At 61.8% G+C, this 25,008-nt stretch carries 28 protein-coding genes and 1 other RNA gene; 17 read left to right on the forward strand and 12 right to left on the reverse strand.

The features are described from left to right. Positions 1 to 130: 130 nt before the first annotated feature. The 4 genes from A3AY_RS0103615 to ssrA all read right to left on the reverse strand — a co-directional run bounded on the left by A3AY_RS0103615 (position 131) and on the right by ssrA (position 1,696). Positions 131 to 352, reverse strand: a complete 222-nt coding sequence (locus A3AY_RS0103615; RefSeq protein ID WP_018324316.1) for a ribbon-helix-helix domain-containing protein — start codon at positions 350 to 352, stop codon at positions 131 to 133. A 104-nt stretch (positions 353 to 456) separates the two neighbouring features. After that, complete coding sequence (locus A3AY_RS0103620) at positions 457 to 663, reverse strand: DUF4169 family protein (protein WP_018324317.1); 207 nt, start codon at positions 661 to 663, stop codon at positions 457 to 459. A 24-nt stretch (positions 664 to 687) separates the two neighbouring features. Continuing rightward, positions 688 to 1,206 (reverse strand): SspB family protein, encoded by a 519-nt coding sequence (locus A3AY_RS0103625; RefSeq protein ID WP_018324318.1) that lies wholly within the window; start codon positions 1,204 to 1,206, stop codon positions 688 to 690. Positions 1,207 to 1,329: 123 nt separating this feature from the next. Further along, positions 1,330 to 1,696, reverse strand: a transfer-messenger RNA (tmRNA) gene (gene ssrA / locus A3AY_RS37345). A gap of 232 nt (positions 1,697 to 1,928) precedes the next feature. Between ssrA and A3AY_RS0103630 the strand changes: the two genes are divergently transcribed. The 8 genes from A3AY_RS0103630 (at position 1,929) to A3AY_RS0103665 (ending at position 8,403) form a co-directional block, all read left to right on the forward strand. After that, positions 1,929 to 2,723, forward strand: a complete 795-nt coding sequence (locus A3AY_RS0103630; RefSeq protein ID WP_018324319.1) for a thymidylate synthase — start codon at positions 1,929 to 1,931, stop codon at positions 2,721 to 2,723. A 59-nt stretch (positions 2,724 to 2,782) separates the two neighbouring features. Continuing rightward, positions 2,783 to 3,388 (forward strand): glutathione S-transferase family protein, encoded by a 606-nt coding sequence (locus A3AY_RS0103635; RefSeq protein ID WP_018324320.1) that lies wholly within the window; start codon positions 2,783 to 2,785, stop codon positions 3,386 to 3,388. Beyond that, on the forward strand, positions 3,381 to 3,896 hold the full coding sequence (locus A3AY_RS0103640) for a dihydrofolate reductase (protein ID WP_018324321.1): 516 nt from the start codon (positions 3,381 to 3,383) through the stop codon (positions 3,894 to 3,896). Before A3AY_RS0103635 ends, A3AY_RS0103640 begins: the two co-directional genes overlap by 8 nt. A 150-nt stretch (positions 3,897 to 4,046) precedes the next feature. Beyond that, the gene (hflK, locus tag A3AY_RS0103645; RefSeq protein WP_018324322.1) at positions 4,047 to 5,153 is read left to right on the forward strand and encodes an FtsH protease activity modulator HflK; all 1,107 of its coding nucleotides are present in this window, start codon (positions 4,047 to 4,049) and stop codon (positions 5,151 to 5,153) included. After that, on the forward strand, positions 5,153 to 6,070 hold the full coding sequence (gene hflC / locus A3AY_RS0103650; RefSeq protein ID WP_018324323.1) for a protease modulator HflC: 918 nt from the start codon (positions 5,153 to 5,155) through the stop codon (positions 6,068 to 6,070). Before hflK ends, hflC begins: the two co-directional genes overlap by 1 nt. 8 nt (positions 6,071 to 6,078) lie before the next feature. Beyond that, positions 6,079 to 6,264, forward strand: a complete 186-nt coding sequence (locus tag A3AY_RS0103655) for a DUF2065 domain-containing protein (RefSeq protein ID WP_018324324.1) — start codon at positions 6,079 to 6,081, stop codon at positions 6,262 to 6,264. Between the two features lie 3 nt (positions 6,265 to 6,267). Beyond that, a complete protein-coding gene (locus A3AY_RS0103660) occupies positions 6,268 to 6,654 on the forward strand; it encodes an ACT domain-containing protein (RefSeq protein WP_018324325.1) in 387 nt (128 codons plus the stop codon). 213 nt (positions 6,655 to 6,867) lie between these two features. After that, the gene (locus A3AY_RS0103665) at positions 6,868 to 8,403 is read left to right on the forward strand and encodes a DegQ family serine endoprotease (protein WP_018324326.1); all 1,536 of its coding nucleotides are present in this window, start codon (positions 6,868 to 6,870) and stop codon (positions 8,401 to 8,403) included. A gap of 98 nt (positions 8,404 to 8,501) precedes the next feature. Here the strand turns inward: A3AY_RS0103665 and A3AY_RS0103670 are convergent, their stop codons facing one another. After that, positions 8,502 to 9,059 (reverse strand): GNAT family N-acetyltransferase, encoded by a 558-nt coding sequence (locus tag A3AY_RS0103670; protein ID WP_018324327.1) that lies wholly within the window; start codon positions 9,057 to 9,059, stop codon positions 8,502 to 8,504. Then, complete coding sequence (gene serB, locus A3AY_RS0103675; protein WP_018324328.1) at positions 9,056 to 9,943, reverse strand: phosphoserine phosphatase SerB; 888 nt, start codon at positions 9,941 to 9,943, stop codon at positions 9,056 to 9,058. Before serB ends, A3AY_RS0103670 begins: the two co-directional genes overlap by 4 nt. Here serB and miaA point away from each other — a divergent pair. Beyond that, entirely contained in the window at positions 9,942 to 10,874 is a 933-nt protein-coding gene (gene miaA / locus A3AY_RS0103680) for a tRNA (adenosine(37)-N6)-dimethylallyltransferase MiaA (protein WP_040668160.1), read from the forward strand. The genes serB and miaA overlap by 2 nt on opposite strands. 252 nt (positions 10,875 to 11,126) lie before the next feature. On the opposite strand, the gene A3AY_RS0103685 is transcribed toward miaA, so the two are convergent. Then, on the reverse strand, positions 11,127 to 13,181 hold the full coding sequence (locus A3AY_RS0103685) for an ATP-binding protein (RefSeq protein ID WP_018324330.1): 2,055 nt from the start codon (positions 13,179 to 13,181) through the stop codon (positions 11,127 to 11,129). A 326-nt stretch (positions 13,182 to 13,507) separates the two neighbouring features. Between A3AY_RS0103685 and A3AY_RS0103690 the strand changes: the two genes are divergently transcribed. After that, positions 13,508 to 15,289: an acetolactate synthase 3 large subunit gene (locus A3AY_RS0103690; protein ID WP_018324331.1), complete on the forward strand. Its 1,782-nt coding sequence runs from the start codon at positions 13,508 to 13,510 to the stop codon at positions 15,287 to 15,289. Between the two features lie 22 nt (positions 15,290 to 15,311). Then, positions 15,312 to 15,884, forward strand: coding sequence for an acetolactate synthase small subunit (gene ilvN, locus A3AY_RS0103695; protein WP_018324332.1), 573 nt, complete (start codon positions 15,312 to 15,314; stop codon positions 15,882 to 15,884). A 42-nt stretch (positions 15,885 to 15,926) separates the two neighbouring features. Here the strand turns inward: ilvN and A3AY_RS0103700 are convergent, their stop codons facing one another. Then, positions 15,927 to 16,772, reverse strand: a complete 846-nt coding sequence (locus A3AY_RS0103700) for an aldo/keto reductase (RefSeq protein WP_018324333.1) — start codon at positions 16,770 to 16,772, stop codon at positions 15,927 to 15,929. Between the two features lie 196 nt (positions 16,773 to 16,968). On the opposite strand from A3AY_RS0103700, the gene A3AY_RS0103705 reads away from it, so the two are divergent. The 6 genes from A3AY_RS0103705 to A3AY_RS34440 all read left to right on the forward strand — a co-directional run bounded on the left by A3AY_RS0103705 (position 16,969) and on the right by A3AY_RS34440 (position 21,937). Continuing rightward, the gene (locus A3AY_RS0103705) at positions 16,969 to 17,562 is read left to right on the forward strand and encodes a LysE family translocator (protein ID WP_018324334.1); all 594 of its coding nucleotides are present in this window, start codon (positions 16,969 to 16,971) and stop codon (positions 17,560 to 17,562) included. 62 nt (positions 17,563 to 17,624) lie between these two features. Then, positions 17,625 to 18,440 (forward strand): bestrophin-like domain, encoded by an 816-nt coding sequence (locus tag A3AY_RS0103710; RefSeq protein WP_018324335.1) that lies wholly within the window; start codon positions 17,625 to 17,627, stop codon positions 18,438 to 18,440. Between the two features lie 14 nt (positions 18,441 to 18,454). Beyond that, the gene (nthA, locus tag A3AY_RS0103715; RefSeq protein WP_018324336.1) at positions 18,455 to 19,078 is read left to right on the forward strand and encodes a nitrile hydratase subunit alpha; all 624 of its coding nucleotides are present in this window, start codon (positions 18,455 to 18,457) and stop codon (positions 19,076 to 19,078) included. After that, a complete protein-coding gene (nthB, locus tag A3AY_RS0103720) occupies positions 19,075 to 19,734 on the forward strand; it encodes a nitrile hydratase subunit beta (protein WP_018324337.1) in 660 nt (219 codons plus the stop codon). Before nthA ends, nthB begins: the two co-directional genes overlap by 4 nt. Next, positions 19,721 to 20,092: a nitrile hydratase accessory protein gene (locus A3AY_RS0103725; RefSeq protein WP_018324338.1), complete on the forward strand. Its 372-nt coding sequence runs from the start codon at positions 19,721 to 19,723 to the stop codon at positions 20,090 to 20,092. The genes nthB and A3AY_RS0103725 overlap by 14 nt, the downstream gene beginning before the upstream one ends. Before the next feature lie 192 nt (positions 20,093 to 20,284). Next, the gene (locus tag A3AY_RS34440; RefSeq protein WP_085995002.1) at positions 20,285 to 21,937 is read left to right on the forward strand and encodes a sensor domain-containing phosphodiesterase; all 1,653 of its coding nucleotides are present in this window, start codon (positions 20,285 to 20,287) and stop codon (positions 21,935 to 21,937) included. Between the two features lie 21 nt (positions 21,938 to 21,958). Here A3AY_RS34440 and A3AY_RS0103740 read toward each other — a convergent pair whose 3' ends face one another. From A3AY_RS0103740 to A3AY_RS0103755, 4 genes are all read right to left on the reverse strand, one after another. Beyond that, positions 21,959 to 22,753: an anti-sigma factor family protein gene (locus A3AY_RS0103740; RefSeq protein ID WP_018324341.1), complete on the reverse strand. Its 795-nt coding sequence runs from the start codon at positions 22,751 to 22,753 to the stop codon at positions 21,959 to 21,961. Then, entirely contained in the window at positions 22,750 to 23,304 is a 555-nt protein-coding gene (locus A3AY_RS0103745) for an RNA polymerase sigma factor (protein ID WP_018324342.1), read from the reverse strand. Before A3AY_RS0103745 ends, A3AY_RS0103740 begins: the two co-directional genes overlap by 4 nt. Further along, positions 23,288 to 23,662, reverse strand: a complete 375-nt coding sequence (locus A3AY_RS0103750) for a COG4315 family predicted lipoprotein (RefSeq protein WP_018324343.1) — start codon at positions 23,660 to 23,662, stop codon at positions 23,288 to 23,290. Before A3AY_RS0103750 ends, A3AY_RS0103745 begins: the two co-directional genes overlap by 17 nt. Positions 23,663 to 23,767: 105 nt before the next feature. Beyond that, complete coding sequence (locus A3AY_RS0103755; protein WP_018324344.1) at positions 23,768 to 24,868, reverse strand: AbrB family transcriptional regulator; 1,101 nt, start codon at positions 24,866 to 24,868, stop codon at positions 23,768 to 23,770. Between the last annotated feature and the right edge of the window lie 140 nt (positions 24,869 to 25,008).

The following is a 25,008-nucleotide window of genomic DNA, read 5'->3' on the forward strand; positions in this document are numbered from 1 at the left end:
GGCGGCGCGCCTTGCCGGACGGCGGCGGCGGAAGGCGGTTGACGGCGGCCGGACCATTCGCCAAGGGCACGACGGTGGCGGTGAATGGCAAGCGGCTCGAATTCCGGCCCGGCAGGCCGCATGCCGAGTGTCATCGATCCTCGGTTTGGGCCTTGATCCAGTTGAGCACATAGACCCTGAGCGCCGAGGAGAGGTTGCTTTCGGCGAGGCGTGCGTCGTCGATCTCGGCGATCAGCTGCGCAAGCGCGATTTTCCGGGCGTCGGCGATTGTCTTCAATTCCAGCCAGAACGGCTCTTCCAGCGAAAAGCTGGTGCGGTGGCCATGCAATGTCGCGGAATGCTTGCGGATCAACGATCGTGCCTCAGAAAATGATTCAGGTCGTTTGGATTTTGATTCCGGCGGGCTGGTTAACCCATTGATCCTGCGTGAAAATATTGGACTGCAGCCAGGGGCTGCTAAGACTGGCCGTCGGTCTCGTCCGGCGTCTTTTCGCGCCGGCCCTGTTCGTGGGCCTTGCCGGCCTTGTCGTTCAGCGCCTGGGTGAGCCGCTTCTCAGCCTTGGTCCGGCCGAAGGAAATGCGATTCTGCTCGGCGCGCTTGTCCTTTTCCGTCCGCGCCTTCTGCTTGCGGAACTGACGGAGATTGACGACGTCGCCGGTCATGGGGAACCTGTCCTGGAGAGGGCTTCAGTTTTTCTTGCGGAAGGAATCGAGCGAGATCACCGAGCCGCCCTCCTTCTTGCCGTCATCGCCGGTCTTTGCAGTAGCATCGGTCTCGGCATCGGCCGTCTTTTCGCTCTGAGCGATCGGATAGGCGGTGATCTCGGCGCCTTCGTCCTCCTCGGTGGCGGCAACATCGAATTCGAGCTCGAAATTGACGGAGGGATCGTAGAAGCCGCGGATGGCGTTGAACGGGATGACCAGCTTTTCAGGCGTGTCGGAGAAGGACAGGCCGATCTCGAACTGGGTTTCAGTGACCTTAAGGTCCCAGAACTGATGCTGGACGACGATCGTCATCTGCTCGGCATATTTGGCCTTGAGATGCTGGGAAATGCGCACGCCCGGCGCGCCGGTGAGGAAGGTGATGAAGAAGTGGTGATCGCCGGGAAGGTGACCTGTGGCTGCGACTTCGGTCAAGACCTTGCGAATGACGCTGCGAAGCGCGTCCTGCGCAAGAATGTCGTAGCGGATATGGTCTTGGCCCATAAGATCCCCGTCTTTCTTGTAACTCAACTCTGTCACACTCTATGCCGCCTGCTCGCTTAGCAGGAAAGTCCTCGCATCCGAGTCAGTTGCATCATCTATAGACCATTTCAAGGCAGGGGAGAAGGTGAAGGCTTCTGTTGCCAGGTGCCTTCGGACCCCGCCTAAGAGTGCGACCCCTTAGGACTTGATTTGAAGTGTCACACCGCGATTAAGCAGCGAGACGAGCTTCCGCATAGTTGTCGTTTGCAACTACAATTTTAGCCCGATAACGGTGGTACAATGCCGAGCGAAAAGTCGATCTTTACACCCTTGTCGATCCTATTTCGCCCCCATCAAAAGCCGGTCCGCAAGTCATGTCCGACCGGTTTTTGGTGGAGGCGCCGGGTACCGCCCCCGGGTCCAATAGGTTTATTTCACCGCCTGTTTATCGCCATAGCCGCCCGAAGACGGCATGTCACATATAGGTCGTAACAGGTCCCAAGAAAAGGGGCTTGCGGGAAAATACAGTGTATGTCTGCTGCCTGCCCGGGCAGTTCACCGTCAAGGCGCGCGGCCGGGGCGAAAAAACGCTTGCTGCAAGCCTTCCATATAGGAGGAGGGGGGGAGACATTCTGCTCGGGCGAGCTCTTGGCGCGATCGCACTTTGGGGAAAGCGGATTTACCGATTGGTTCGCCGCCGACTTGCGCCTATTTTACCCGCGAAACGAATCGGCGGCGGACTCATGAAACAATATCTCGACTTCCTGCGTCACGTGATGGAGACCGGTTCCGACCGCGGCGATCGGACGGGAACCGGTACGCGCTCGGTCTTCGGCTACCAGATGCGTTTCGACCTGTCCGAAGGGTTTCCGGTCCTGACGACCAAGAAGCTGCACCTGAAATCGATCATCCACGAACTGCTCTGGTTCCTGAAGGGCGACACCAACATCGCCTATCTCAAGGAAAACGGGGTCAACATCTGGAACGAATGGGCGGACGAGAACGGCGACCTCGGTCCCGTCTACGGCTACCAGTGGCGGTCCTGGCCGACCCATGACGGCCGGCATCTCGACCAGATCGCCGGGCTCGTCGAAGGGCTGAAAAACAACCCGAACTCGCGCCGTCATATCGTTTCGGCCTGGAATCCCGCGCTGGTGGACGAAATGGCGCTGCCGCCGTGCCACTGTCTGTTCCAGTTCTATGTTTCGGACGGCAAGCTGTCCTGCCAGCTCTATCAGCGCTCGGGGGATCTCTTCCTCGGCGTGCCCTTCAACATTGCCTCCTATGCGCTGCTGACGCTGATGGTGGCGCAGGCTTGCGACCTGCAGCCCGGCGATTTCGTGCATACGTTCGGCGATGCGCATATCTACCACAACCATTTCGACCAGGTCCGCGAGCAGCTGACCCGAACGCCCAAACCCTTGCCGACGATGCACTTGAACCCGGATGTGAAGGATCTATTTTCCTTTAAATTCGAAGACTTCGAGCTGACCGGCTATGAGGCCGATGCGCATATCAAAGCGCCGGTTGCAGTGTGATGCGGGCAACCACGGCGCGCTGACAACGTAGCCGGAACCTTACGGTCGGGGAGGACCACATGCTGACATTGATCCATGCGCCGTTGTCGCGCTCGGGCCGCATCCTGTGGCTGCTGGAAGAACTCGGGGCGGAATACGATGTCCGCTACGTCTCGATCCGCCGCCAGGACGGTTCGGGCGGGCCGGACGACAACAATCCGCATCCGCACAAGCAGGTACCCGCCCTTCTGCATAACGGGTCGCTGGTCACCGAATCGACGGCGATCACGCAGTACCTGACGGAGCTTTATCCGGATTGCGAGATGGGGCGGCCGCAGGGCCACCCGGAGCGGGGCGCCTATCTGTCCTGGCTCGCCTACTACGCCGGCGTGATCGAACCGGTGGGAACCGCCTTCATCAGCGGCCTGACCCAGACCAATCCCGCGCTTGCCCAGGGCTATCAGGATATGTGCGCGCATGTAGTGGCGACGCTCGACAAGCACCCCTACCTGCTGGGCGAGCGGATCAGCGGCGCCGACCTCATGCTGGGCGGCGCGCTCGCCTGGATGCGCAGGCTTTTGCCGGCGAGCGCCAGCGTCGATCGCTATGTGCAGGCATTGACGTCGCGACCGGCACTTGCCCGTGCCCGCGAGATCGACAGCAAGCCGGACGGATTTCATGACTGAGACCAAAGTTACAATCGTCGTTGCCGTTTCGGCGAACGGGGTCATCGGGAGGGACGGCGGTCTGCCCTGGCATTTGCCCACCGATCTCAAGCGCTTCAAGGCGCTGACGCTCGGGAAGCCGGTGATCATGGGGCGCAAGACCTGGGCGTCGATCGGCAGGCCTTTGCCGGGGCGGCCCAACATCGTCATCAGCCGCGATCCGGATTTCCGTGCCGAAGGTGCGACGGCAGTCGGTTCGCTGGACGAAGCGATCACCTTGGCGCGGCAGCAGGCAAGAGCGCTTGGGGTCGACGAGGTCTGCGTTATCGGAGGCGGCGAAATCTACCGGCAGGCGATGCGTGCGGCCGACATCCTGCACATCACGCAAGTGTCTGCCGAGGTGGATGGCGACACGCGCTTTCCGCCGGTCGATCCCGGCATTTTCGAGAGGATCGTCGATGAGCCGCTGCCGCAGGGCGAAAAGGACAGCCATGCCATGCGATTCTCGACCTGGCGGCGCAAAAGCTAAGTAAAGATAACTATTTTACCGGATTTACGGTGAAGTTGGATGCGCCGCGTTGAAAGCCGTTCTGGAGATACCTATAACGGGTTCACATCACGGCCAGCGGCGTGTCCGCAGGGTGTCGATCCTGGAATTTTTTTCGTGGAAGAGGTATGAATGCCCTGGAGCAATCAGAACGGCGGCGGCGGCGGTCCTTGGGGCGGCGGCGGCGGAAATAAGGGTCCTTGGGGACAGGGGCCGAACCGCCCGCGCGGCGGTGGCCGCGGCAATGGCGGCCCGCCGGACCTGGAGGAAATCTTCCGCCGGGGACAGGATCAGCTGAAAAATGTTGTTCCGGGCGGCTTCAACGGTGGCGTTGCCGCCATCATCGGCCTGCTCATCGTCGGTTTCGTGCTGATCAATTCGATCTACACCGTCCAGCCCGACGAGCGCGGCGTGGAAATGCGGTTCGGCAAGCCCAAGGAAGAAATTTCCATGCCGGGCCTGCACTATCATTTCTGGCCGCTTGAAAAGGTCGAGCTGGTCAAGATCACCGAGCAGCAGCAGAATATCGGCAGCAAGTCGAGCCTGGCGAGCCAGTCCTCGGCCGGTCTGATGCTTTCCGGCGACCAGAACATCGTCAACGTGCAATTTTCCGTGCTGTTTTCCGTGACCGATCCGAAGGCCTACCTCTTCAATGTCGAGAACCCGGCAGAGACGCTGCAGCAGGTTGCCGAAAGTGCCATGCGCGAAGTCGTCGGTCGCCGCCCGGCGCAGGACATCTTCCGCGATAACCGTCAGGCGATCGCGGCCGACGTGAAGACGACGATCCAGGCGACGATGGACAGCTATGGCGCCGGCATTTCCGTCAACACGGTTGCCATTGAAGATGCAGCACCGCCGCGCGAAGTGGCCGATGCCTTCGACGAAGTGCAGCGCGCCGAGCAGGACGAAGACCGGTTTGTCGAAGAGGCCAACCAGTATGCCAACCAGGTGCTCGGCAAGGCCCGCGGTCAGGCCGCCCAGCTCCGCGAAGAGGCAGCCGCCTACAAGGGCCGCGTCGTCAAGGAAGCGCAGGGTGAGGCGCAGCGCTTCATCTCGGTCTACGACGCCTATGCCAAGGCGCCCGACGTGACGCGCAAGCGCCTCTATCTCGAAACCATGCAGAATGTCCTCGGCAAGTCCAGGAAGGTCATCCTCGACGAGAAGAACGGGCAGGGCGTCCTGCCCTATCTCCCGCTCAATGAAATCGGCAAGCCCGCGCAGTCGGGAGGGGCCCAGTAATGAACAACCGTCTCCCCTATATTCTGATCGCTCTCGCGCTTGTGCTGATGACGGCCTATTCCTCCGTCTTCATCGTCAACCAGCGTCAGCAGGCGATCGTCGTTCGTTTCGGCGAGATCAAGGACGTCAAGAGCGAGCCGGGGCTCTATTTCAAGCTTCCCTTTGCCTTCATGGATGCCGACCGCGTACAGTATGTCGAGAGGCAGGCCCTGCGCTTCGATCTCGACAACATCCGCGTTCAGGTCTCCGGCGGCAAGTTCTATGAGGTCGATGCCTTCGTCGTCTACAAGATCGCCGATGCCCGGCGTTTCCGCGAAACGGTTTCCGGCGATCGGGAATCGGCGGAATCGCGGCTGCGCACCCGCCTCGACGCGTCGCTGCGCCGGGTTTACGGTCTTCGCGGCTTTGAATCCGCGCTTTCCGACGAGCGGGCATCGATGATGCGCGAAGTGCGCGCCGATCTGAAGACCGATGCCGAATCGCTCGGTCTCAACATCGAGGATGTCCGCATCCGCCGCACCGACCTGACGCAGGAGGTCTCGCAGCAGACTTTCGAGCGGATGAAGGCCGAGCGTCTGGCCGAAGCCGAGTTGATCCGAGCTCGCGGCAACGAGAAGGGTCAAACGCGCAGAGCGGTTGCCGACCGCCAGGTTGTCGAGTTCGTTGCCGAAGCGCAGCGCGATTCGGAAATCCTTCGCGGTCAGGGTGAAGCCGAGCGGACCGCCGTCTTTGCCGATGCCTTTGCCCGCGATCCGCAGTTCTTCGAGTTCTACCGCTCGATGACGGCCTATGATCAGGCGATCGGCAGCCCGGATACGACGCTTGTGCTGTCGCCGGACTCGGAATTCTTCCGCTATTTCAATAGCTCGGACGGAGCAGCCGTTCCGCCTGCCGCTCAGCCTGCGACCGGAAACTGATCGGCTCAATGAGTGATTTTCTGACGGGAATTGCATTTTTCCTGATCATCGAGGGGCTGGTGTACGCACTGGCCCCTTTGGTTTTGGTGGAAATGGCGAAACGATTGCCTCATATTCCGGAGCAACAGTTGCGGCTGTTCGGACTTGTTTCCGTCGCCATCGGCGTGGCACTTGTCTGGATGGTTCGAGGATAGAAAATGACACATAAACTGCTGATCCGTCTGGTGGACGCCGAATATGCGATCACCAGGCTCAATATCGGGACGCCACTGCCGGAATGGTTGATGGGACCGGGGTTCTGGACCGTATCAAGTTCGCGCGAGGAGATGACGCTGGTGTGCCGGGCCGCGCGCATTCCCCCAGGCGTGCAGTCATCCGGCGGCTGGCGCTGCCTGCGCATAGAGCAGCATTTCAGCTTCGAAGTCCCGGGCGTGCTTGCCTCCGTGCTCAACCCTCTGACGGAGGCGGGCGTCGGCATCTTCGCCAATTCGACCTTCAGCACCGATTACGTCTTCATCATGGGTTCGGACCTGGACAAGGCCGTGGCGGCATTGAAGGCGCATGGCCACGACATCACCAGCTGAACCTGTCCGCGGCCACTCAGGCTTTTCAGTGCTAACGAAAAGATGACTGGACGCGTCCCAAATCCGCCTTATCTTCAGACAGAATCTAGGCCACATTGGCGGCGGAAGGCTGGCGGAGATGCGATCCCGCAGCTGTCACGCGCGCCGGCACGACGAACGACCTGCTGCCGGCCCGTCTTTCTCCGACGTGTCACCCCTAATCGAGAGGACCCCATGGGTTTGTCCATCCGCGCTTCCTTCCTCCGCACCGCGACGTTGGCGGCAAGTGCCGCGCTCGCGATGAATTCCGTGCCGCTTGTGTCTGTCGCCAAGGCGCAGACAAAGGCGCCGGTTGCGACCCAGCAGGGGCCGGATTCGGTCGCCGACCTGGCCGCCGGGCTGCTCGATGCCGTCGTCAACATTTCGACCTCGCAGAATGTGAAGAACGACGACCAGGCGCCGATGCCGCAGGTCCCGGAAGGCTCGCCCTTCCAGGATTTCTTCGACGAGTTCTTCAAGGGCCAGGGTGGCGAGGGAAGCAATCGCCAGCGCACCGTCAATTCGCTCGGCTCCGGCTTCGTCATCGACCCCACCGGCTTCATCGTCACCAACAACCATGTGATCGAGGGCGCCGACGACATCGAGGTCAACTTCGCCAATGGCAGCAAGCTCAAGGCCAAGCTGATCGGCACCGACACGAAGACCGACCTTGCGCTCCTGAAAGTGGAGCCGAAAAAGCCGCTGACCGCCGTTCCGTTCGGCGATTCCCGCCAGATGCGCATCGGCGACTGGGTGATGGCGATCGGCAATCCCTTCGGGTTGGGCGGAACGGTGACGGTCGGGATTATTTCGGCGCGCGGCCGCAACATCAATGCCGGGCCGTATGACAACTTCATCCAGACGGATGCGGCCATCAACAAGGGCAATTCCGGCGGTCCGCTGTTCAACATGAAGGGCGAGGTGATCGGCATCAACACGGCGATCATTTCGCCGAGCGGCGGCTCGATCGGCATCGGGTTTTCCGTGCCGACGGAACTGGCGCAGAACATCATCAACCAGCTCAGGGAATTCGGAGAGACCCATCGCGGCTGGCTCGGCGTGCGCATTCAGCCGGTGACGGACGAAATTGCCGAAAGCCTGAAGATGGAAACCCCGAAGGGGGCGCTCATTGCCGGCATCATCAAGGGCGGGCCGGCCGACGGCGGCCAGATCAAGACGGGTGACGTCATCGTCAAGTTCGACGGGCGCGATGTCGTCGAAATGCGCGACCTGCCGCGCGCGGTCGCCGAAAGCCCGGTCGGCAAGGCTGTCGACGTCGTCGTCATTCGCGACGGCAAGGAGATCTCAGTCAAGGTGACGCTCGGCCGGCTCGAAGATGGTGAAAACCTCGCGGGCGCCGAGGCGGATCAGAACCCGCAAACCCAGGAAGGAACCGACCAGGCCGAGCCGCCGGCGGCAGACCTGCCGGCATCCGATATCGTGCTCGGCATGAAGCTCGCCGTACTCGACGCGGAAAGCCGCAAGACCTATGGCATTTCCGAGGATGTCGAAGGCGTCGTTATTGCCGAGGTCCAGCCACAGTCGGCCGCGGCCGAACGGCGGATCGCGCCGGGCGACGTGATCGTCGAAATCGGCCAGGAGGCGATGAAGACGCCGGAGGACGTATCGGCACGGGTCGAGGAACTGAAAGCCGACGGCCGACGCAACGCGCTGTTGATGATTGCCAACAAGGCTGGCGAGTTGCGGTTCGTCACCGTGCGGATGGAATAGGCGCTCGCGGCTGCGGCGCCGCGCCTCCGGTATGACGCGGAGGCGTTCTACAGGCGCGATTGCGGACGAAATCAGAAGGCGGGCCGCAAAGTCCGCCTTTATCGTGCCGGCCATTCCTTTCGGCTGATGGCATAGAGCACATGGTGCTTGAGCTGCGGGGCCGTGTCCGGCACCCGCGGATGTTCGAAGTCACGCGCCGGGTCTCGCCGCATGCCGATGCGCTGCATCACCGCCGTCGAGCGCGTGTTGCTTGCCACCGCGAAGGAGACGATTTCGGCAAGGCCGTGCTTTTCGAAGCCGTGCCGGAGCATCGCTCGTGACGCCTCCGTGACATAGCCCTGGCGCCAGAAGCGAACAGCCAGCCGCCAGCCGATTTCGACCGTGCCGTCCGGCAGGAACGGCTCCAGATCAGTGCGGGCGAGCCCCAGAAAGCCGATCGGCTCATCCGTATCCCGTAGCGCCAGTGCGAAAAAGCCGAGGCCGGTTTCGCTGATCCGCTGCCGGACCTCGTCCATCAGGGCGTCGGATTCCTGGCGCGAGCGCCGGCGCGGAAAGAACTCCATCACCTTCGGATCGGCGTTGATTTCGGCAAAGAGCGGCCGGTCTGTCTCCCGCCAGTTGCGGATGCGCAGTCTTGCCGTTTCCAGGACGATCAAAGAACGAAGTCCGTTTTCCTGTAGCCCTGGATATAGAGGAGGGCGGTGAGATCGGCGTGGTCGATGCGGATTTTTACCTGCGACGAGACGACGGGTTTGGCATGCAGGGCAACGCCGGATCCGGCGAGATGCAGCATGCCGAGGTCGTTGGCGCCGTCACCGACGGCAAGCGCCTCGGCCGTCGAAATGCCGAGCCGGGCCGAGATGTCGACGAGCGCGTCGACCTTGGCCTGCTTGCCGAGGATGGGCTTGGCAACGGTGCCGGTCAGGTAGCCTCCCTCCTGGAGGAGGATGTTGGCGCGGTTTTCATCGAAGCCGAGTGTTTCGGCGATCGGGCCGGTGAAGACGGTGAAGCCGCCGGAAACCAGCGCTGTGTAATAGCCCCTGGCCTTCATGGTGGCGATGAGCTCCTTGCCGCCGGATGTCAGTGTGATGCGCCTGGCGATGACGTCGGCGACGACGGTGACCGGCAGCCCCTTGAGCAGAGCCACGCGCTCGATCAGCGCCGGCTCGAAGGCGATCTCGCCGTTCATGGCGCGCGCCGTAATGGCGGCGACCTTGTCCTTGAGGCCGACTTCGGCGGCAAGCTCGTCGATGCATTCCTGGCCGATCATCGTCGAATCCATATCGGCGATCAGAAGCTTCTTGCGGCGCGTCTCGGACTGCTGGACGATGACATCGACCGGCGCATCGCCGACGACGCCGCGCAGCAGCGCTTCCTGCCAATCGGGATTGATGCCATCCTTCAGCGCGATGTCGCAGGCGATACCGTCGGCGAGCCAGTAGAGGCCGGACGCATCGACGGCGGCCGCGGCTTCTTCGGCGAGCGCCGGTGTCAGAACGGGGTTTGACGGATTGGCAACAAGCGTGGCAACGAAGGCCATGATGAAAAACCTTGAGATTGGACAGGACGCGATCCTGATAACCGGGCCGACCGCCAGCGGCAAGTCCGCTTTCGCCGTGGAAATGGCGAAGCGGTATAATGGTGTGGTCATCAATGCCGACAGCATGCAGGTTTACGATACGCTGCATGTGCTGACGGCGCGGCCGTTCGAACAGGACATGCAGGGCATTGCGCACCATCTCTATGGCCATGTTCCTGTGTCGCAGCTCTATTCCACCGGCGAATGGTTTCGCGATGCAGTCAAGGTCCTGCAGGCCGTGCGCGGCGAGGGGCGCATTCCGGTTTTCGTCGGCGGCACCGGGCTTTATTTCAAGGCGCTGACCGGCGGCTTGTCCGACATGCCAGCGGTTCCGGCCGCCATACGCGACGATGTCCGCAAGCGCCTGCAGGAAGAGGGTGCCGAGGCGCTGCACGCCATCCTTTCGCAAAAGGATCCGGAAACCGCCGAGACCCTGCGGCCGGGCGACGGCCAGCGCATTGCGCGGGCGCTTGAAATCTTCGAAGCCACCGGGCAGTCCATCCGGGTCTTCCAGGCACGGCAGGGGCCGGTCGCCATCGATCCGGCAAAAGCGCTGAAGATCGTCGTCCTGCCGGAACGTGACGTGCTGCGCCGAAGGATCGACCGGCGCTTTGCCCAGATGCTGGATGGCGGTGCCGTCGAGGAGGTCGAGGCGCTGCTGTCCCTTGATCTGAAGGCAGAGATGCCGGCGATGAAGGCGATCGGCGTGCCGCAGATTGCCGCCATGCTGGCCGGGACGATGACGAAGGCCGAGGTGATCGAAACTGCCTCCGCCGCCACGCGTCAATATGCCAAGCGGCAGATGACCTGGTTTCGAAATCAACTGGACGAGAGCTGGCTGCGCTGGGATTCGGACGCTGACGATGCAACTAACCCTGATGCTGGACGTTAATATGGGGTTGGAGTACCACCGTAAGCAACGCACCGCGCAGCAGCGACCGAGATGACTAGGTACTCCCGGGAGGCGTACATGGATATCACCACACTTCTCATCATCCTTGTTATCATTCTTCTCCTAGGCGGCGGCTGGTACGGCCGAGGACGCTGGTACTAAGCAACGCCCAGGGGCTCTAGGCGCAGTTGCCGTTTACGGCTCTCCGGTACCGGGATCTGATCTGTCGGCGCATACCAAACCGCAGCAGACCTACTTGCGGATGATGCTGCTCAGCGGTTTTTTCAGTAAGCTTTCGCGCAGCGATGGGCGGGGCAGGTCCGTTCCGGGCTGGGCAAAGCTTGGGGCGGCGCGCGGCGGTGGCGCCTGGTAAGGCTCCGGTTTCGGTTGAGCTGGAAGGTCTTCCGAGAGCAATTGATTGCGGATCTGGTTGAAGCGCTCGAGCTGCGGATTGACCGGCTCCGCGCGCGGCAGCATGGCCGGGTTGTACGGTTCGATGGCCGGCGTGGACGGCTCGTTCCGAGCTTCTGCAATCAGTCCTGGAGGCCTGCTGCTGTCGGCGTCGGGATAGGCAGGGGCTGCAAGGTCTTCATCGAGGCCGAGGCTCGCCGAATAGGCCTGCTGGAAGCTTGAGATGTCCGGACCATTCAGGGCACGCATCCGAGCCACCACCGAGCGCAGGTCGACTGTGTCGGGGGTTTCGTCCGTTGCCTTGACGCCGACGCCATTGGCTTTCGGCAGGTTCTTTTCGTCAACACGGGTAAAGCGCATGCGCATCGGCACGGCGACCGCCTCGCCGAAGGCGATTGCTTCGCCATTGCCGATCGAGGAGATGAAGCTGGTCGAGGAGATCGACGAGTTCGGGATGGCCGAGCGGATGATGTCCTGGTCCCGGTCGTTGGAAAGGCGCATGGCAAAGACCGTCGAGCACTGCGACAGGATGGTCGGATCGAGTTCGCCGGGGCGCTGCGTGACGACGCCGAGCGAGACGCCGTATTTGCGGCCTTCCTTGGCGATGCGGGCGATTGCCTGACGGGTCGGAACGAAGCCCAGGCTGGCATCGGCCGGGACATACCGGTGAGCCTCCTCGCAGATGACCAGCATATGCACGCCGCCATTGCTCCAGAGGCCGATTTCGAACGCCATCCGGCAGAGCACCGAAGCGACGGAATTGACGACTTCCGAGGGAATGCCGGCGAGTTGGAATGTCGTCACCGGCTTGCCATCGCCGGGAATACGGAAGATCTTGGCGATGGTCTCGAGGATCGTGTCGGTGATGGTGTTCGACGAGAACATGAAGTTATAGCGCGGATCGTTGATCGCGCCGATCACCTTGACCTTCAGCGAGCGCAGGTACGGCTTGTCGCCGCGGCCTTCCAGCCGTCCGATGCGCTCATCGATCAACGCCAGCAGGTCGGCCATACGGTAGGGGACCGGGGTATCGGCGGTGATCGAGCTTTTTTCGCTGGTCCGGCGGGCAAGGCCGCTCTCCGCCGCCCCCTTGAACGCCCTCTTTGCCTCCGGAATGACGTCGCGCAGGATATCGAGCTCTTCTGGAACGGGTGGCCGGCCGCGGAAGATCACTTCTGCGAATTCTTCAAGCTTCATCAGCCAGAAGGGCAGATCGAGATTGTCCGTGTCGACGACGACGGCAATATCGGGAAAGGCGGCAGCGAATTCATTGTGCGGATCGAGGATCAGGACGCGCAGCTTCGGATCGGCCGCGATCGCCTTGCGCAGCAGCAGGCTGACGGCCGTCGACTTGCCGACGCCGGTGGTGCCGACGATGGCGAAATGCTTGGACAGCATCGAGGGCACATGGATGGCGGCATCGAGGCTTTCATCCTGGGTGAGCTTGCCGATGACGCAGACATCGTTCTTGCCCGTGTCGTAGATGCGGGCAAGGTCGGCGGAGCGGATGCGGTGGGCGATGGCGCCGAGATGGGGGTATTGACTGATGCCGGCGGAAAATTCCTCGCGCCCGGAAGCGCCGACATGCACTTCGCCCATCAGTTCGACTTCGATGCGGAAGACGTTGTCGAGTTCCTCGCCCCACTCATTGGTGACGGTCTGCATCGAATAGACCAGCGCGACGACGCGGTTGTTGCCGACGCTGATCGAGATCAGCTTGCCGACGGACCACAGTTCGGTCAGCGAGGTCTCACCCTTTTCGGCCACGGCAGCAATCATTGCCCGCGACCCGCTGCACGCGACAACGCGACCGAGGAAGCGATTGCCCCGTGTCAGAGCATCGCGCCGATCCTGTTCTCCTGCACTGATCGACGAATGAAGGTCACTGTTCAGCACTGCGAAACCTCTGGCCAAGAGTTCGCTATATTATCGGAAGGGATTTAATAAGTCGTTTCTTGGGCTTGGGTTAATTTGTGCCGTTTTGGACCCGTGTCGGTTGTTTTCGGGAAAGGCGTTGACGGGGTCGCCATTTCTGGTTATCACTGCGCCCCATGAAAAAGATCGTTGCAATTCTTGTGGTGGGGCGGCGCATGGGCAGGATGGTGTAACCATCCGGCAATAGCCACCCATGCGCAAACACGAGGCCCTCACGGGGCCTTTTTTTATGCCTTCAAACACGATACTCACAGCCAAAATCGCGAAACATGGACGGAAACAGGCCAATGAGCGGCACAGAAAATCAGATGACAGGGGCGGAAATTGTTCTTCAGGCACTGAAGGACAACGGCGTGGAGCATATTTTCGGCTATCCGGGCGGTGCCGTCCTGCCGATCTATGACGAAATCTTCCAGCAGGACGATATCCAGCACATCCTCGTGCGCCACGAGCAGGGCGCCGGCCATATGGCTGAAGGCTATGCCCGCTCGACCGGCAAGGTCGGCGTCATGCTGGTGACCTCCGGGCCGGGTGCGACCAATGCCGTCACGCCGCTTCAGGATGCGCTGATGGACAGTATCCCGCTCGTCTGCCTGACCGGCCAGGTGCCGACATCGCTGATCGGCTCGGACGCCTTCCAGGAATGCGACACGGTCGGTATCACGCGGCCCTGCACCAAGCACAACTGGCTGGTCAAGGACGTCAACCAGCTGGCCGGCATCATCCATGAAGCCTTCCGCATCGCCCAGTCCGGCCGTCCTGGACCGGTCGTCGTCGATATCCCGAAAGACGTCCAGTTCGCCACCGGCACCTATACACCGCCATCGGCCGCAAAGGTCCAGCATAGCTACCAGCCGAAGGTGCAGGGCGACATGCGCCGCATCGAGCAGGCCATCGAACTGATGAAGGGCGCCCGTCGTCCGGTCATCTATTCCGGCGGCGGCGTCGTCAATTCCGGCCTGGAGGCCTCGCATCTGCTGCGCGAACTGGTAGAGTTGACGGGCTTCCCGATCACCTCGACCCTGATGGGCCTCGGTGCCTATCCGGCCTCTGGCAAGAACTGGCTCGGCATGCTGGGCATGCACGGCACCTACGAGGCCAACATGGCGATGCATGACTGCGACGTCATGGTCTGCATCGGCGCCCGCTTCGACGACCGCATCACCGGCCGTCTCAATGCCTTCTCGCCGAATTCGAAGAAGATTCACATCGACATCGATCCGTCCTCGATCAACAAGAACGTGCGCGTCGACGTGCCGATCCTCGGCGATGTCGGCTCCGTTCTGGAGGACATGGTTCGCCTGTGGCGGGCTTCGACCGCCAAGGACGGGGACAAGGGCCGCCTCGATGACTGGTGGGCCGGCATAGCCCGCTGGCGGGCCCGCAATTCGCTCGCCTACAAGTCGAGCGACGAGGTCATCATGCCGCAATACGCCATCCAGCGGCTCTATGAACTGACCAAGCACCGGGACACCTATATCACCACCGAAGTCGGCCAGCACCAGATGTGGGCCGCACAGTTCTACGGATTCGAGCAGCCGAACCGCTGGATGACCTCGGGCGGCCTCGGCACCATGGGCTACGGCTTCCCGGCGGCGGTCGGCGTCCAGGTCGCGCATCCGGAAAGCCTCGTCATCGACATCGCCGGCGACGCCTCGATTCAGATGTGCATTCAGGAAATGTCCTGTGCCGTGCAGTACAACCTGCCGGTCAAGATCTTCATCCTGAACAACCAGTACATGGGCATGGTGCGCCAGTGGCAGCAGCTGCTGCACGGCAACCGCCTGTCGAATTCCTATACCGAAGCCATGCCCGACTTCGTCAAGCTGGCCGAAGCCTATGGCGGGGTCGGCATCCGCTGCGAAAAACCGGGCGAACTCGATGCGGCCATCCAGCAGATGATCGACAGCCCGGCGCCGGTGATCTTCGATTGCCGCGTCGCCAATCTCGCCAACTGCTTCCCGATGATCCCCTCGGGCAAGGCGCACAACGAGATGCTGTTGCCCGACGAAGCCACGGACGAGGCGGTCGCCAACGCGATCGACGCCAAGGGCCGCGCGCTGGTTTGATGAATAGGAAAAGGACAAGATCATGAACGCACATCTTCAGCCGACCGGCTCCGCCTATTTCATCGCCAAGGAAACCGAGAAGGCGGAAAACCACACGCTTTCGGTTCTCGTCGATAACGAGCCGGGCGTTCTTGCCCGCGTCATCGGCCTGTTTTCCGGCCGTGGCTACAATATCGAGAGCCTGACCGTCTCGGAAACCGAACACCAGACGCACCTGTCGCGCATCACCATCGTGACGCGCGGCACGCCGCATGTGCTGGAACAGATCAAGGCACAGCTGGAGCGCATCGTGCCGGTCCATCGGGTCGTCGACCTGACGGTGCGGGCCGCCGAGCTTGGCCATGACCGGCCGATCGAGCGCGAAGTGGCGCTGGTCAAGGTCAGCGGGCACGGCGAGAGCCGGGCGGAAACGCTTCGCCTGGCGGATGCCTTCCACGCCAAGGTGATCGATGCCACGCTGGAGCACTTCATCCTGGAGATCACCGGCAAGTCATCGAAGATCGACCAGTTCATCGCCATCATGAAGCCGCTCGGCGTCATCGAGGTCTGCCGCACCGGCATCGCGGCGATGAACCGCGGCCCGCAGGGAATGTAAGACAATGCGCAAGGCCGGCGCTCAAGATCGCCGGCCTTGCGCCTAGATCATCTCCAAAGGCATCTTTCTTGCCGGCGGCGGGAAGACCCTGTCGAGGATTGCCAGATCGTCCGCGGTCAGATGCACCTCGACGGACGCCCGGTTTTCCCGGACCCGTTCCGGCATCCCGGTCTTCGGGATGACGATGACGCCGGGGTTGCGGATCAGGAAGGCAAGGGCGATCTGGGCGACGGTTGCCTGATGCGCCTTGGCGATATGGATCAATTCCGGATGGCGCAACAGCCGGCCTTCATCGAGCGGCGAATAGGCCATGATCGGGATGCCGCGGGCCTGACTGTCCTTCAGGAGATCATATTCGATGCCGCGGCGGTTGAGATTGTAGAGCACCTGATTGGTCGCGACGTTGCCGCCCTCCGGCACGGCGAACAGTTCCTCCATATCGTCGGAATCGAAATTGGAGACGCCCCAGGCGCCGATCTTGCCAGCCTGCCGCAGCGTCTCGAAGGCGTCGACCGTTTGCGAAAGCAGGTAGCGGCCGCGCCAGTGCAGCAGATAGAGGTCGATATGATCGGTGCCGAGCCGTTTCAGGCTCGCCTCGCAGGCCTTGGTGGTGCCGTCGCGGCTGGCATTGGTGGGCAGAACCTTGCTGACGACGAAGGCGTCGGCGCGCCGGCCCCTGATTGCCTCGGCGACGACCCGCTCGGCGCCGCCGTCCGCATACATTTCCGCCGTGTCGATCAGCGTCATGCCGAGGTCGAGCCCGTGCCGCAGGGTCTTGGCTTCCTCGGCGGCGCTCGCCTTGCGCTCGCCCATGTGCCAGGTGCCCTGACCGATCACGGGAACGGTCCCGCCGTTGGGAAGGGTGGTGGTCGGAATGGCGTCGTGCATCGGAATCCTCTTTCGGCCGCAGATCGGCCCAGTCGTAGGAACGGTCGATGTCTCATTTAAGGCATATCGTGGCAGCGCAAAGGCCGTGCCGCAAAAACGTCGAAGCCAACAGTCGCCGCGTCTTGTCACGGTGACAAGTTTTGGGTGGCCCCCGCCGATAGGTTAGCTAGTTTGACCTAAAATTCGGGAGGTTTCCATGCAGGCCGACACGCTACTGGCGTTGTTTCTTTTTGCTTTCACGACATCGATCACGCCGGGGCCGAACAACATGATGCTGTTCGCATCGGGCGTGAATTTCGGCTTTGTCCGCACCGTTCCGCACATGCTCGGCATTGGCGCAGGCTTCCTGTCGCTGTTGATCGCCGTCGGTCTCGGCCTTGGCGCGCTTCTGCATTCAGTGCCTCTGCTCTATGCCGTGCTGAAATTCGCGGGCGGCGCCTATCTCGTCTGGATCGCCTGGAAAATCGGGACGTCGCGGAGCCTTTCCGAAGGGAAAGGCAATGCCGTGCCGATGACCTTCCTGGAGGCCGCCGCCTTCCAGTGGATCAATGCGAAGGCCTGGGTGATGGCCGTTACCGCAATGGCGACCTACACGAGCCAGCAAAGCTATCTCGCCAGCGTCGTCTGGGTCGGCATCGTCTTTGCATTCGTCAACGTGCCGAGCGTCTCGACCTGGGCCGGCTTCGGCTCGGCGCTCAGGCAATGGCTGTCCGATCCGGGCCGGCTGAAATGGTTCAATATCACGATGGCGGTCTTGCTCGTCGCCAGCCTTTGGCCGATGCTGCGCTAGAGCCGGATGATTTCAGGTCGAATCGACCAACGCCGCCGAATTCAGGGCAGATGGGGGTGAGCATGCCGGGGGGCCTTGTTACCTCGATCGTCGTGGGCTTCGCTTTCGTTTCCGGGGCGCTGGCGATCGTCTTTTGCTGCTATTTCGTGGCGCGCACATTGCTCAATCCTGCCCTGGAAGGCGATCGAACCCATGATGCGGCGGCAACGGTTGCCGTGCGTATCGCCGCCTTGCACGGCCTGATCCTTGCTCTGGTCTATGCCCAGGAACTCGACGACTACAAGGGGATTCGCAACAACCTGATGGAGGAGGCGGTGGCGATATCCGATGTCTACAACGATATCGGGCGATATGGCGGGACGGAGGTGGCGCCGGTCCAGCATGACCTGGCCAATTACGTGGCGACCGTGGTGGGCGAGGAGTGGGACATGCTGGGGGCCCGTCAGGGCCTGTCTCCCAAAGCTTGGATACAGTGGAACGACGCTTTTGATCGCCTGCTCGAGCTTGAGCCGCAGACGGACCGGCAACGCTATCTGAGCAACAGGATGCGTGATCGGGCGGCCTCCATTGCGCAGTTCCGCCAGATCCGGGAAGAAACTGCGGCGGGTGGGTTTGGAGGAATGTTCTGGGCGCCGGCGCTGATCGGGCTGTGCCTGCTCTCGATACCGTTCTATGTCTATCGCCCGACCCGTACCCACATGTTTCTCCTGTCGATTTTCGGCGCTTATTCCGGTGTCGTGCTCTTTTTCATTTTCGCCTTTTCCAATCCGTTCCAGCCGCCGGGCAAGCTGGAGCCTATCGCTTTCGAAAATCTACTGCTTGGAGACATGGGCAAGAGACTGCCGCCCGTTGCACCAAGCACAGAAACCAGCCAATGACATGCGAGGACGCCATGCACGATCACGACGACCACGACCATCACGACAACCATTTTCCCGATATGCAGGCGCGGGTGAAGGCGCTGGAGACGGTGCTGACGCAGAAGGGGCTGATCGACCCTGCGGCGATCGACGCGATCGTCGAGACTTACGAAACGAAGATCGGCCCGCGCAACGGTGCCCGTGTCGTTGCCAAGGCCTGGAGCGAACCCGATTTTGCCGATTGGCTCAGCCGCGACGCGACGGCGGCGATCGCCAGCCTCGGTTATAGCGGGCGGCAGGGGGAGCACATGCGGGCGGTGTTCAATACGCCCGAGACGCACAATCTCGTCGTCTGCACGCTGTGCTCCTGTTACCCCTGGGCGGTGCTGGGGCTGCCGCCGGTCTGGTACAAGGCGCCGCCCTACCGTTCACGCGCGGTGATCGATCCACGCGGCGTACTTGAGGAATTCGGGCTAACCCTGCCGCACACCAAGAAAATCCGCGTCTGGGATTCGACGGCGGAACTGCGCTATATCGTCATTCCGGAACGGCCGGAGGGAACGGAAGGGCTCGATCAGGATGCGCTTACCGACCTGGTGCCGCGCGATTCGATGATCGGCACGGGGCTGGCCAAACCGGTGGGAGCAGGACGATGAATGGCGCGCAGGATCTTGGCGGCCAGCATGGGATGGGCCCGGTCGCGCCCGAAAAGGACGAGCCCTATTTCCATGCGGAATGGGAAAAGCGCGCGCTTGGGCTGACGCTCTCCTGCGGCGCTTTCGGCGCCTGGACGATCGATGAAAGCCGGCATGCCCGCGAAAGCCTGCCACCCGCAACCTATCTCGCCGCCAGCTACTATGAAATCTGGATACGCGCGCTGGAAAAGCTGCTTACGCGGCACCGGTTCGTCTCGTCCGCGGAGCTGGCCGAGGGCCGGATGCTGGAAAAGGGTGCGCAGCCGAAGCGAATCCTGACGGCGGACATGGTGGCCGGCGTGCTGGCAAAGGGCGGTCCCTGCGACCGGCCGGTGGCCGAGGCTCCGGTGTTTGCCGTGGGGCAGCGGGTGCGGACCCGCAATTTCAATCCGGAAACCCATACGCGCCTGCCGCGTTATGCGCGCGCCAAGACCGGCATCGTCGAGGCGGTGCAGGGCTCGTTCGTTTTTCCCGACGACAATGCGCACGGCAAGGGCGAGAACCCGCAATGGGTCTACACAGTCGTTTTTGAGGCGCAGGAAATCTGGGGAGACGGCGCCGATCCGTCGCTGACAGTTTCGATCGACGCCTGGGAGAGCTATCTTGAACGCGCATGAACCTTCAAACCTCCTGACGGGGTCGCCGGAACTGCCGAAGTCCCTGGAGGGCGACCCGGTCTTTGCCGAGCCATGGCAGGCCGAAGCCTTCGCCATGACGGTGCGCCTGCACGAGAAGGGCGTGTTTTCCTGGAGCGAGTGGGCCGAGGCTCTGTCGCGGGAGCTTTATCAACCAGGCCGCTGCGCCGACGGCAGCGACTATTTCGATTGCTGGGTCGCAGCTCTGTCGCGTCTGGTGACGGAGCTGTCGATCACCTCCGAAGCGCAGCTCGATCATCTCACCCGAAGCTGGCAAAGGGCGGCGGAAGCAACGCCGCACGGACAGCCGATCCTTCTGGAAAACGATCCGGCCCTCTGAGGTGAATTGTCCCGGCTCATGCCGGCGCGCGCGAGGCGAAGGCATTGTTGCATTGGCGAGAGTATCGCGGGGCGTCAGGCCAGGAAGCACTGGAACAGTTCCGGTCCCTACCTCGGGGCCGGTTTTGCGCTGATCGCTGGCCAACAGCTGCTGGACTTAAATGAAAATGAAGACATTGTCAGCTAATGTAGCGTGATCTGTTTTGCTGCCGCGTCAAAGTCCACTCCGAGAGAACCTGCCCTGACACAAGTTGTTCCCCTAGCCAAACTCAAGGATGCTCTTCGTCACAGCCGGTTCGAACCCGCATTCCAACCTCTCGTGGATCTGGCGAATGGCTCGGTTGTGGGCTTCGAGGTTCTGGCGCGATGGGTGGATCCCGCTATGCCGGCCATTGGACCTGTCGATTTTATTCCGGCTGCCGAGCGGTACGGTCTGATCGGCCCGCTGACACGGCAAATTCTTCGCAAGGGATGCACCCAGGCCCTTCAATTTCCCGGTGAACCGATCCTTGCCTTCAATCTCTCACCGCTTCAATTTCGCGATCCCGATCTCTTTGATTTCGTCATGGCGGTCATCGAACCGACCGGCTTTCCGCTGCAGCGCGTCCATATCGAGATGACCGAAAGTGCCTTGATCGGCGACGACGGCGTTGCGCTCGCAACCGTCGAGCGATTCAAATCCGTCGGCATTGGTGTCGCACTCGACGATTTCGGAACTGGTTTTGCCAGTCTTACCAGGCTGCATGCGTTTCCGTTCGAGACGATCAAGATCGATGCCAGCTTCGTCCAGACGATGGAAACCGACCCAGGCAGCCGCAAGATCGTCGCCTCCGTCATCGGCCTTGGCCAAAGTTTAGGAATGACGGTTGTTGCGGAGGGGGTAGAAACCGAGCAACAGGCGACGATCCTGCGACGCCTTGGATGCGACATCGCCCAAGGCTGGCTATTCGGCAAACCGGCGCCTGCGTCGGAAATCGCAAGGTCGCTTGTGCCCCGCGCTGGAGCCATGCCGAGGAAATCGACGTGCGTTTCTCCGCTGCAACGGTTCCATCAACTGGAAGCGCTCTATAAAGACGCGCCGATCGCGCTTGGATTCGCCGATCTCGATCTGCGATATGTCAGCGTCAACGATCGGCTGGCGCAAATTCTTGGTCGGCCCGCAGCCGATCTCGTCGGCCGTTCCCTGACCGAGCAATTGGCCGCGCGTCACGAGCTGGCGATCACTCGCCTCATACAGCGGATCATCGAAAAACGGTCGATCAAGTCCCGCGAATACAGCAACGGGACAACGGGCCGTTCCTACCACATCTCATGCCAGTGTGTTTGCGATGACGTGGGTGATGTCATCGGATTGTCGATCACCGCCATCGACATTACCCAGCGCAAGGCGGCACAAGTTGCGCTGAAGGCAGATGAGGAACACTTCCGTCGTGCCGTTGAGCTTAGTCCGAATGTCGCATGGGCGGCCAAGCCCTCGGGCGAGGTGGATTATATGAGTCCGGCGCTCGGGGTCGGTGAAGCAAGTGCGATGGCCGACAGAATTGCCGACTGGTATGCGCGAATGCACGAACAGGACAGGGTAAGGGTAAGACAGGAATGGCTTGCGTGGCTGCCGTCTCAACAGCCGTTTTCAACCGAGTTCCGCATCAAATGGAATGATGGCGAATGGCGGTGGGTGTCGAGCCGGGCAAAGCCCTTTTTCAATTCAAGAGGCCAATTGGAACGATGGTACGGCGTGATCAGCGATATCAGCGATCAGAAGGTCCTCGAGGCGGAAGTCGCCCGCGTGGCAAGTTTGCCTCAGGAGAATGCCCGGGCTGCACAAATCCTAAAACTCTTCCGCTGAAACGCAGAACTTCGAAAAAGATCAGCTTTCGAACTGCCGGTAGCATTCCTCGGCGATCGTCTGCAGTTTGGCGCGGGTGACTTCGCCTGTGACCGCATAGCCGATCTCGCCGTCGATCCAGTAGAAGGTCTCAATCGACCCCGAGGTTTCGAACCGGAAGCTGGTTTCAGCGCTTTTGGCGTTCTTGCCGAGGAGAACTGTCAGCCGCTGCCCGCCCGCATCCTGGTACATCAGCATCGCGCCGGCCCTGCCATTGACGGGCAGGAGCCTGCCGCCGACGAGCGAGAAACCCTCTGAGCGCAGATCGGGCGCGACGAGTTTGTAGTCGAGACGTTTGCCGAGCCAGGTGATCAGATGCGCCTCGTCGTCCGCACCAACCTCGACCGGATGACGCTTTTCGCTGGCATAGACGAGAAAGGCCGTCTTCGACTGGCGCGGCAGGCTTTCCAGCGCCGAGGCGGTCTCGGCGGGCGGGTTGCCGGCGTAGAGCCTGTCGGCATAGACGCCCGCAGCTGCACCGGACAGGAACAGCAGCAGCGATGCAGCAAGCAGACCAGCCTTGCGCCAGACGGATGCCGGCGCCCCGGATTGCGTCCTGGAATTCAGGAGAGCGCGGTCGTTCTCGCCGAAACGGGCATAGCCGGAGAAGGCGGCTTTCAGGTCCTTGGCCTGCGCCTGCCATTGCCGAACCTCGGCGGCTTCTTCCGGATGGTCTTTCAGGAAGAGTTCGACGTGACGCCTTCGGTCATCGTCGAGAAGTCCATCGACGAAGGCATGCAGGTCGGATTCGGTGACCGGGGTGTGTTCGTCTGTCATTTCGGTCTCCGCAGCGTAACAATATTGTCCTCGGCAAGGTGCTTGGCCATCTGCCGGCGTGCTCGCGACAGCCGCGACATGACGGTGCCGATCGGGATGGACAGCAGATCGGCGACATCCTGATAGGCATAACCCTCGACGACCACGAGCATGAGCACCGAGCGGAATTCCGGCGTCAGTGCGTTCAGTGCCTGCTGCAGCCGGGTCTTTTCCAGCGGGTCGCCGGAAACATCCTCCGCCGTCAAGCCCAGCGTTTCGTCGAATTCGACGGATGGATGCTGGCTGGAGCGGCGGTGGCGGTCGCGATAGAGATTGGTCATGATCGTGAAAGCCCAGGCACGCAGGTTGATGCCGCGCCACTGGCTGCGGCGGACGAGAACCTTCTCGACGCAATCCTGCAAGAGGTCTTCGCCGTCGCTGTCGGACTTGGCGAGGCTGCGGGAATAGCGGCGCAGCGACGGCACCAGCGACAGGACCTGATTTTCAAACGTCTCCGCGGAAGGGGGGCTTGCCCCCTTCGCGCGAGAACCCTCATCAGGGGCGTGCGGCATCCCAGACCTTTCCTACGCCGTCACCGGTGGCGTCGCCCTTTTTCGCGTCCTTGATCCAGAAGTAGAGCGGCATGCCCTTGAGCGCCCATTGCTTCTTGCCATCCTTGCGTTCAACGAGCGTGTACTCGCCTTCGGCGTTGGCCGATGCATCGGCGAGATAGGGCGGCCAGTTGGTGGCGCATTTATCATAGCAATAGGATTCGCCCTTTTCATCCTTCTTGTAGGTGTAGAGCGTCATGCCGTTTTCCCCGGCGATGACCTTGCCCTTGTCGGTATCGACCGTCTGGACCGGGGGAGCGGCAAAGGCGGAAGCGGCCGCCACGATTGAAAAGGCAGTAGCGAGCGGCAGAAATCTCATTGGATGTGTCCTCTTTTGAAATCGTTCCGAACGAACCGCCTTTTGAGCCGGTTCGAACGTAAGACACATCCGGGCCGCATCTTATTCCCGGCATTGCGGAAAAACTTATCGCCGCGGCGTGGCCCTTGAAGCGACAAACCGTGCGAGCGACGGACCGACGGCCATGACGAGCAGCAGTCGCGCCGTCTGCAGCGCCATGACGAAGGGCACGTCGACCTTGCTGGAAGCGGCGATGATGGCGATCGAATCCATGCCGCCGGGGCTGGTGGCGAGATAGGCAGTCAGCGGGTCGATGCCGACCGCCTTGACAAGGACGAAGGCGAGCAGGCCCGAAAAGCTCATCAGCACGAGGATGGAGATGATCGTCGGCAGAGCCGCGCGGCGGGCATGGGCGAGGATCGGCCGGGTAAAGCCGAGGCCGATGTTCCAGCCCAGCATGGCATAGCTGATCGCGAGCAGCCATTCGGGAATTTCGATCGTCAGCACGCCCGAGACGCTGAGCACCGAACCAAGCAGGAAAGGCAGGAGGAAGACGCCGGCCGGCACGCGCAGCCATTTGCCGAGAAAACCGCCGACAATGGCAACCGCGGCGGTCTCAAGGAAAGGTACCAGATGGATCGGCCCGAACCGGATGATCTCCTGTCCCGCCGCGTCGACCTGCGCCCAGTAGCGCGCGACCAGCGAGGCAGCGGCGGCGACGAAGACGACGCGCAGATATTGCATGAAGGCGACGAGGCGGATGTCGGCGCCGTAGGCATCGGCCATGACCAGCATCGATGTCGCCGCACCCGCCGAGGAGCCCCAGATCGCCGTCGTTCCCGGCAGGATCTTCAGCCGGCTCATCACGAAGCCGCTCAGCGTGCTCATCGCGATGACGGCGGCGACGATGGCGAGGAATAGCGGCCAGTTGGCGAAGAAGGTCACCAGAATGCCGGGGCTTATCGTCTCGGCGATCATCGTGCCGATCAGGGCCTGGCCGCAAAGAAGCGCCGGCCGCGGCAGACGGATGGTGCCGCCGTTCATGCCGACAATCGCGCCGGCCACCATGGGGCCCATCAGCAGGGCTGCGGGAATGCCGGTGAGTTCGAGGCAGCCGGCAAGGATCGCGGAGAGAAGCAGCAGCAGACACCATTGCACCGCGGCATTGCAGCGGCCGATACCCGACGTTGCGGGTGCGGACGGGTCTTCAGCAGGATCGGGTCTCACATCGGCACTTTCGGTATTCAGAACAGGCAGCGCTTGGGAGGCGGCTTCGATGGGACTATTATCATGGGCGGTGTGCTTGCGATATGCGCGGCATGTGGCAGTTTCTTGCGGTGTTGCGCTATCACGCCCGAATCTTTTGG

Source organism: Rhizobium giardinii bv. giardinii H152, from assembly GCF_000379605.1.
Taxonomy (GTDB): Bacteria; Pseudomonadota; Alphaproteobacteria; order Rhizobiales; family Rhizobiaceae; genus Pararhizobium; species Pararhizobium giardinii.

Coding starts and splice junctions, on each gene's coding strand:
- A3AY_RS0103620 (WP_018324317.1), bottom strand. CDS start 663: ATGACCGGCGACGTCGTCAATCTCCGTCAGTTCCGCAAGCAGAAGGCG.
- A3AY_RS0103625 (WP_018324318.1), bottom strand. CDS start 1,206: ATGGGCCAAGACCATATCCGCTACGACATTCTTGCGCAGGACGCGCTT.
- A3AY_RS0103630 (WP_018324319.1), top strand. CDS start 1,929: ATGAAACAATATCTCGACTTCCTGCGTCACGTGATGGAGACCGGTTCC.
- A3AY_RS0103635 (WP_018324320.1), top strand. CDS start 2,783: ATGCTGACATTGATCCATGCGCCGTTGTCGCGCTCGGGCCGCATCCTG.
- A3AY_RS0103640 (WP_018324321.1), top strand. CDS start 3,381: ATGACTGAGACCAAAGTTACAATCGTCGTTGCCGTTTCGGCGAACGGG.
- hflK (WP_018324322.1), top strand. CDS start 4,047: ATGCCCTGGAGCAATCAGAACGGCGGCGGCGGCGGTCCTTGGGGCGGC.
- hflC (WP_018324323.1), top strand. CDS start 5,153: ATGAACAACCGTCTCCCCTATATTCTGATCGCTCTCGCGCTTGTGCTG.
- A3AY_RS0103655 (WP_018324324.1), top strand. CDS start 6,079: ATGAGTGATTTTCTGACGGGAATTGCATTTTTCCTGATCATCGAGGGG.
- A3AY_RS0103660 (WP_018324325.1), top strand. CDS start 6,268: ATGACACATAAACTGCTGATCCGTCTGGTGGACGCCGAATATGCGATC.
- A3AY_RS0103665 (WP_018324326.1), top strand. CDS start 6,868: ATGGGTTTGTCCATCCGCGCTTCCTTCCTCCGCACCGCGACGTTGGCG.
- miaA (WP_040668160.1), top strand. CDS start 9,942: ATGATGAAAAACCTTGAGATTGGACAGGACGCGATCCTGATAACCGGG.
- serB (WP_018324328.1), bottom strand. CDS start 9,943: ATGGCCTTCGTTGCCACGCTTGTTGCCAATCCGTCAAACCCCGTTCTG.
- A3AY_RS0103690 (WP_018324331.1), top strand. CDS start 13,508: ATGAGCGGCACAGAAAATCAGATGACAGGGGCGGAAATTGTTCTTCAG.
- ilvN (WP_018324332.1), top strand. CDS start 15,312: ATGAACGCACATCTTCAGCCGACCGGCTCCGCCTATTTCATCGCCAAG.
- A3AY_RS0103700 (WP_018324333.1), bottom strand. CDS start 16,772: ATGCACGACGCCATTCCGACCACCACCCTTCCCAACGGCGGGACCGTT.
- A3AY_RS0103705 (WP_018324334.1), top strand. CDS start 16,969: ATGCAGGCCGACACGCTACTGGCGTTGTTTCTTTTTGCTTTCACGACA.
- A3AY_RS0103710 (WP_018324335.1), top strand. CDS start 17,625: ATGCCGGGGGGCCTTGTTACCTCGATCGTCGTGGGCTTCGCTTTCGTT.
- nthA (WP_018324336.1), top strand. CDS start 18,455: ATGCACGATCACGACGACCACGACCATCACGACAACCATTTTCCCGAT.
- nthB (WP_018324337.1), top strand. CDS start 19,075: ATGAATGGCGCGCAGGATCTTGGCGGCCAGCATGGGATGGGCCCGGTC.
- A3AY_RS0103740 (WP_018324341.1), bottom strand. CDS start 22,753: ATGACAGACGAACACACCCCGGTCACCGAATCCGACCTGCATGCCTTC.
- A3AY_RS0103745 (WP_018324342.1), bottom strand. CDS start 23,304: ATGCCGCACGCCCCTGATGAGGGTTCTCGCGCGAAGGGGGCAAGCCCC.
- A3AY_RS0103750 (WP_018324343.1), bottom strand. CDS start 23,662: ATGAGATTTCTGCCGCTCGCTACTGCCTTTTCAATCGTGGCGGCCGCT.